Source organism: Neobacillus bataviensis LMG 21833 (genome assembly GCF_000307875.1).
GTDB lineage: Bacteria > Bacillota > Bacilli > Bacillales > Cytobacillaceae > Neobacillus > Neobacillus bataviensis.
This window is the reverse complement of the sequence record NZ_AJLS01000003.1, coordinates 74,820-81,204: the sequence shown is the minus strand read 5'-3', so window position 1 is coordinate 81,204 and position 6,385 is coordinate 74,820. Positions and strand designations below refer to the sequence as shown.

The following is a 6,385-nucleotide window of genomic DNA, read 5'->3' as shown; positions in this document are numbered from 1 at the left end:
GGTAATATTTGACGCTTACGAATTAAACAAGAAATTAAGGAATCAACCCTTTGCGCAGTAGTCATTCGTCCCCCGGAAGATGGGTCAAAAATTTGCTGCCTCTTACATTGCGGATGAAAACCAAGAAGTACTTCTTGTGCTGAGGTTTAATACAAAAAATCAGGTAGTTGGGCTACATAGGGCTCATGTTGGAAGCTTGAATGCTAGTTTAGTCCACCCTCGCAAGGTGATACTTCATATTCTGCATCGAGACCCGACAAAACATTGATAATATTTCTCGCCGTGATGAATCCGACTTCAACTAATGCCTCTTCGGAATAACCGGCAATATGTGGAGTAGCAAAAAAATTGTCAAGCTCTAACAGTTTATGATTTCCTAGAGGTTCAGTTTGAAATACGTCTAGGGCAGCGCCTTTAATCTTTTTTGAATAAAGTGCCTCATATAATGCATCTTCATCCACAATGCCTCCCCGTGCTGTATTTATCAACAATGCCTCCTTTTTCATTCTGTCAAACTCGCTTTTTCCTATCATAGAAGCTGATTTATTACTTAAATCCGCATGAATAGTAATAATATCAGCAGTGCCGATGAGTTCATCAAAAGAAACGTATTTTACTAAATTTAATTGCTCTAGTGTACGGTCAGGATAGAGATCAAAGGCAAGGATATCCATATTAAAACCTTTTGCTCTGCGTATAACTTCTTTACCTATTTTCCCCGTTCCAATCACCCCTAATGTTTTTCCATAAATATCATTCCCAATAATACTCTGCCAATCTCCTCTTTTTACAAGATTGCTTGATTCACAAATCTTTCTTGAAATGGACAACATAGTGCCAAAAACAAAGTCCGCTACTGCATGGCGGTTAGCCCCTTGGGCATTTGCAACAACAATCCCTCTTTTTTGTGCTGCAACAATATCAATATTATCGACACCTGTTCCATGCTTTGCGATGATTTTCAATTTTGGTGCGTTTGAAAGTATCTCATCAGTAATATTTTCAAATCCAAGAATTAATCCATCTGCCTCTTTCAGTGCTTCTATAAAGTCAGTTTTAAAAAAGGGGGTTTGGTTTGACAAAAAGGTAACCTCGCAATGATTCCTACTTAGTAATTCAAGCGGCTTTTTTGAATATTTACCAAATGTCGGTGAGGTTGAAATAATTTTATACATTACGTTTCACTCCTTCTATACCAATAGAAAATTAGTCGTATATAGTAATGTCTTGTAGTTAATCAATCAGTTATGTTCAACTTCCAATTCTTTAGAAACAGTCATTCCATTTATTAAACACCTTAGTCCTTTTTCTCCCACACTTTTAAAATTAAACTCACCTTTTAGTAGGCACCAATCTAGAAAAATACCTTTATAATACTGAAGAACGAGAAAAGTTAGCTCATTCGAATTTAAATCTCGGCGGAACATATTACATTCTTGACCCTCTTCTATTATTTCCTTAACAATTCTATTGATTGTTCTATTTTCATTGACAACAAACGGGATTTTTTCCTTTTGGGAAAGTTGATTTAATAAAACAATCGTTAATATTTCTGTCCCTAATGTTTCTAAATACTTGATTCCTTCGGTTAATACGTAGACTAATTTTTCGTGGGGAGATGGGTTATTTTTAACGTTCATATGGGACTTTTCATATAAATCATCGATATTTTTATAATACTCGATAAATACTTCATCCTTAGATTTAAAGTAAGTATAAAAAGATCCTTTTGAAGTACCGGCGCTAGAAGTAACATCCTCGATTAGTACATTATCAAACCCTTTTTCCTTAAACAGTTTCAAAGCAGATTCATAAATGGCTTTCTTCGTTTCAAGCGCTTTCAATTGGCGCGATGTCATTTTTTTGGACATTTTACATTTCCCCTTTTCCAATCTGATAATTTCTGATTTTTATTCATAAGGTGAAACTGGTCTACAGCATATCTATTTATACCAAAAGGTCATGATAGTATGAAAGGGCTTTCCTTACGAGGTTAATAGAACAAAATCCAGGCAACTTGCAAGGGTAAATAGTTGAAAGATAGTCATGTTAAAATTGATTTTACATGAAAGGAAAATATAAATCAACCAGAGTCAATGACCAAGGTCGATAAAATTTTGTTGTTTTTTTTACACTTTAAAATAATAATTTTGAGAGAGTAAAAGCGGAGTAATTCATCATGGGTGTTGAAACCTTCATTAGGAGATGGGTGTTTATTCGATATCCTAAGATAACTTTTAAGATTAGTAATCAGAAAATATAAAATTTTTCGTATTGACTGATAAAAGGACTTGACGGTATACTTTAGTTATTAAATGAATCGAGTCAATGACTGGATTCGGTAAGTCAACATGAATCAGGAATACAGGGGCTGTCAGAATAAGACTTTTTGAGAAAAATGAAAGGAGAAATGTATGGGAAAAACAATTGTTGAAAAGATTTTATCAAAAAACCTTAGCAAATCGGTGAATGCCGGAGACGAAGCGTTATTTTCACCCGATATTATCACAGCCTATGATTATCCGGGATATATCGACAAATATGAAGACCAGTTAAGAGAATTGGGTATTAATAGAGTTTCTAACAAAGAAAAGTATATTTTCTTTATTGATCATTTTGTCCCAGCCTCTTCTGCAAAAGAACAGGAATTACATCAAGGAACAAGGAGATTTGCCAAGGAAAATGGAATCAAGCTTGTTGAAGGAAGGGGAATTGGTCATCAAGTCATAATGGAAATGGGATATGCCCGACCTTATCAGTTCGTTGTACATTTTGATGGCCATATCAGTACAGTTGGAGCTTTAGGTTGTCTTGGGATTGGCATCAGAAACAGTATGATTGAAGCAATCGCCACAGAACAAGTATCTTTAGTTGTCCCTGGTACAGTCCGAATTGAATTGGAAGGAACCTTACAGCCCGGTGTTACAGCTAGAGATGTCTTTCATACCATCGTTCAACGGATAGGGCCGGCGGGTGCGAGAGCCTGCGTCATTGAATATGGAGGGAAGGGTTTAAGGTCTCTGGATATGGATGAACGGATGACCCTATGTAATCAGGCTATGTTTCTTGGAGGAATCTCGTCTATTATGGAGACAGATGAAAGGGTTTACAACTTTTTCCGTGAACGAGCTTTACCTGGATATGAAGAAGTCGTTCCAGATGACAAGGCACATTATGAAAGAGTCGTTCCCATTAATTTAACGGAAATTGAACCGGTCATTGTCGTTCCGCCGTCTCCTGCCAATACCGTTCCTATCAGAGATGTTTTGGGCACTCCAATCCACTCAGGTTATATAGGGTCATGTGCAAGCGGTAGAGTAAAAGATTTTGAACAGGCTGCTACTATATTAAAAGGTAGGAAAGTCAAGGATGGTTTTCGTTTAAATGCAGTGCCGACCTCTACGGAAATTCAAGCAATGATTTCGAAGATGGGCATTACTGCTCAGTTAGTGGAAGCAGGAGCACTTGTTAGTTTTCCAAGCTGTGACTTTTGTGTGGGACGGTTAGGTGCTTTAGCTGATGGAGAATCATCTCTGTCGACAGGAACCTTAAATATTCCTGGCAGAATGGGGAGTACGAAAGCAAATATTTATACAGCCAGTCCATACACCATTGCCGCATCATCCATCTTTGGGAAAATCACGGATCCTAGGGAATTTTTTTAAAAATGGGTAAGGAGGAACATTATGCTTCCGGTTATTAAAGGAAGGGCAGCTTGGATATTTACTGAACCTAATTTTGATATCGATTTAATCGTAGGCGTATCGAATATAAAAATCAAAGATATAGAAATCTTAAAATCTGTCTGTATGAAAGATTATGACGCTGACTTTGCTAAAAAAGTGAAGCCGGGAGATCTACTCATTGGCGGTGAAAACTTTGGCTATGGCCATCCGCATTATCCGGCTTTTATTGCATTAAGGGCATTGGGAATTAGCGGCGTGATTGCAGAGTCATTTGCGCCTGGTTTTTATCGGGGAGAGACGTCCAATGGATTTCCTTTAGTGGAGTGTCCTGACATTTTAAAGCACGTATCGAGATGGGATGCAATCACTTTGGATTGGGACCAAGATATAATCAAAAACGAAAGTAAGGGAATATCCGTGAAGTGTTTACCGATTCCTCAAAAGACAAAGGAAATGGTTAAATACGGGGGTATTATCAACTACTTACGAGCAAATAGGTTGTCTGCCACATAATGGGGAAATAAAAATCCTTTCAATCAAAAAAGGGGGTAAAAAGAATGAAAAAAAGATCTGCCAAGCAGCTATTTTGTTTAAGCTTTTTGATTATCATCTTATTTTTAGCCGGTTGTGCTGATAAAAAGCCGGGTGGCGCTCAATCAGGAACAACCAGTAAAACGGTCAATACGGGTAAAGACCCGATTGTCATAGGGGCTTCCCTCCCACTTTCAGGAACATTGGGATACATGGGGAAAGAAGTAGCGGATGGAATTCAGGGAATTGTCAACCAAACAAATGATGATGGAGGAATTAATGGGCGGCCCATTAAATTTATTCCAATGGATGATGCCTATGATCCCTCTAAGCATTTAGCTAATACAAGGTATTTAGTAGATAACGAAAAAGCATTAGCCATTGTAGGAAGCTTAGGAACGGAAGGGTTAAAGTCTGCGGCGAAATTTCTGAATCCTAAAAATTATCCTGTAGTTGGGGCGTTAAGTATCTCTGATGCCATTTCAGATCCTCCACAAAAGTCATTATTTGCCTTACCTGCTCCACAATCGGTAGAAGGGCCGACCTTGGTGGAATATGCAGTGAAGAAATTAAAGGCAAAAAGAATCGCATTTGTTTACCAAAACGACAGCTGGGGTGAACCTGCTTTTAAATTTTCTCAAGAAAAAATGAAATCATATGGTATGGAATTTGTTGCCGTTGAGACTTTTGAACCGAAAGCAAGTGAGATGTCTACCCAATTGCACAGAATTAAAGAAGCAAAACCGGATGTAGTCATTCTATATGCATTAGGCAGCCAGGCAGCATCCTTTGTGAATTCTGCTGCGGATGAAAATTTCAAACCTGCGATGTTAGGTCCATCCGGACTGAATAGTCCTGAATGGATTAAGTTAGTGGGGGAGAATGGCGATGGAATTATTAGCTGCAGCAGTTATTTTCCAATAACAGCAGACAATATGCAGTGGATCCGTGACCTGCATGCAAAATATAACTTAGCAAATCCATCTAACAATTCATTAATGGGTACTTCTGCAGCCTTAGTTTTTGTGGAAGCCGCTAAAAATGCAGGCGATGACCTCACACCGGAAGCCATCCTTAAAGCAACGGAGAAAATCAAGAATTTTGACCAAAAGATTGGGGATCCGATTTCATTTGGCGCTTTAGATGATGGGGACAATTCACGACGCGGGCAAACAACCGAATCGATTATTATCCTGAAAGATGGGTTATTCGTACCAGAAGAAAATTAGTAACGAGAAGGAGAGATGATAATATGGCTTCAACTGGACAGGAATTAAGAAGGAAACTAAGAGAAAATTCTATTTTTACAACTGTAGGAGTGGGAGATGCCTTAATGGCTAAAATCGCTGATCAAACAGAACACATTGATGGCATTTTAACCAGCGGATTTGCGATTTCTGCCCATCAGTTAGGGCTGCCGGATGCCGAGCTCTATACGAGATCAGATAATGTGTATGTAGTTCATAATGCATGTGCCGTAGTTAACAAACCAGTGATTGCCGATATCGATACAGGCTATGGCAATGCAGTTAGTATCATTCGGTCGATACAAGAGTTTGAGCGTGCTGGCGCTGCCGGAGTAATCATTGAGGATCAGATCAGTCCGAAAAGATGTCCGATCTGTGTTGATGAAACCAATAGTATCTTACCAGTAGAAGAAGCAGTTGGTAAGATTAGGGCAGCTGCGGATGGAAGAATCAATCAAGATACGGTTATCATCGCCAGGACAGATGCCATGAATCCAGAGGAAGCAATTAGAAGAGCGAAACTTTATCGTGATGCAGGGGCAGATCTTGTCCAGCCAATTTCGAAAGCGTTTAATACGAAAGAACAAATGAGGGAATTTGTAAAAAGCGTTGATGCTCCAGTTTCACTCGTGATAGTAGGTTGGCTGGAACAATTAACCTTTGAAGAAATTGAATATATCGGCCCGAAAATTGCCCATTTTGCTTTGGCTACTGTTAATGCCGCCCATGCCGCAGCAACAAACGCAGTAAAACACATTGCAATGAAAAAAACAATGAGAAATATGCCGGTCGAGCAGACCAACCACACGCGTTTAGTTCAATTCCTTGGAATGCCTGCCATAAGTGAAATGGAGGCAAAGTACCTTCCTGATGAGAAGAAAGTGTTTGGACGGTAATGGAATTAGCCCCAGTTGGATATCA

The 6,385-nt window shown here is 38.8% G+C and carries 7 protein-coding genes; 5 read left to right on the top strand and 2 right to left on the bottom strand.

Annotation, left to right across the window (positions count from 1 at the left end; genetic code table 11):
• Positions 1 to 79 precede the first annotated feature (79 nt).
• Positions 80 to 268 (top strand): JAB domain-containing protein, encoded by a 189-nt coding sequence (locus BABA_RS26260; protein WP_083865218.1) that lies wholly within the window; start codon positions 80 to 82, stop codon positions 266 to 268.
• Here the strand turns inward: BABA_RS26260 and BABA_RS00705 are convergent.
• A complete protein-coding gene (locus tag BABA_RS00705; protein WP_007083187.1) occupies positions 204 to 1,175 on the bottom strand; it encodes a phosphoglycerate dehydrogenase in 972 nt (323 codons plus the stop codon). The genes BABA_RS26260 and BABA_RS00705 overlap by 65 nt on opposite strands.
• A 66-nt stretch (positions 1,176 to 1,241) precedes the next feature.
• A complete protein-coding gene (locus BABA_RS00700; RefSeq protein WP_007083186.1) occupies positions 1,242 to 1,871 on the bottom strand; it encodes a TetR/AcrR family transcriptional regulator in 630 nt (209 codons plus the stop codon).
• Positions 1,872 to 2,414: 543 nt separating this feature from the next.
• On the opposite strand from BABA_RS00700, the gene BABA_RS00695 reads away from it, so the two are divergent.
• The 4 genes from BABA_RS00695 to BABA_RS00680 are packed head-to-tail and all read left to right on the top strand — an operon-like array spanning position 2,415 to position 6,360.
• A complete protein-coding gene (locus tag BABA_RS00695; protein WP_007083185.1) occupies positions 2,415 to 3,665 on the top strand; it encodes a 3-isopropylmalate dehydratase large subunit in 1,251 nt (416 codons plus the stop codon).
• 21 nt (positions 3,666 to 3,686) lie between these two features.
• Positions 3,687 to 4,199 carry a 3-isopropylmalate dehydratase small subunit gene (locus BABA_RS00690; protein ID WP_007083184.1) on the top strand — a complete coding sequence of 171 codons (513 nt, stop codon included), beginning with the start codon at positions 3,687 to 3,689 and terminating at the stop codon, positions 4,197 to 4,199.
• A gap of 44 nt (positions 4,200 to 4,243) precedes the next feature.
• Positions 4,244 to 5,446 (top strand): ABC transporter substrate-binding protein, encoded by a 1,203-nt coding sequence (locus BABA_RS00685; protein WP_007083183.1) that lies wholly within the window; start codon positions 4,244 to 4,246, stop codon positions 5,444 to 5,446.
• Positions 5,447 to 5,469: 23 nt separating this feature from the next.
• A complete protein-coding gene (locus BABA_RS00680; RefSeq protein WP_007083182.1) occupies positions 5,470 to 6,360 on the top strand; it encodes an isocitrate lyase/PEP mutase family protein in 891 nt (296 codons plus the stop codon).
• Positions 6,361 to 6,385 lie beyond the last annotated feature (25 nt).

Bases quoted from the DNA above. Each gene is read 5' to 3' on its own strand.
- BABA_RS00700 (WP_007083186.1), bottom strand. From the start codon at position 1,871: ATGTCCAAAAAAATGACATCGCGCCAATTGAAAGCGCTTGAAACGAAG.
- BABA_RS00705 (WP_007083187.1), bottom strand. From the start codon at position 1,175: ATGTATAAAATTATTTCAACCTCACCGACATTTGGTAAATATTCAAAA.
- BABA_RS00680 (WP_007083182.1), top strand. From the start codon at position 5,470: ATGGCTTCAACTGGACAGGAATTAAGAAGGAAACTAAGAGAAAATTCT.
- BABA_RS00685 (WP_007083183.1), top strand. From the start codon at position 4,244: ATGAAAAAAAGATCTGCCAAGCAGCTATTTTGTTTAAGCTTTTTGATT.
- BABA_RS00695 (WP_007083185.1), top strand. From the start codon at position 2,415: ATGGGAAAAACAATTGTTGAAAAGATTTTATCAAAAAACCTTAGCAAA.
- BABA_RS26260 (WP_083865218.1), top strand. From the start codon at position 80: ATGGGTCAAAAATTTGCTGCCTCTTACATTGCGGATGAAAACCAAGAA.
- BABA_RS00690 (WP_007083184.1), top strand. From the start codon at position 3,687: ATGCTTCCGGTTATTAAAGGAAGGGCAGCTTGGATATTTACTGAACCT.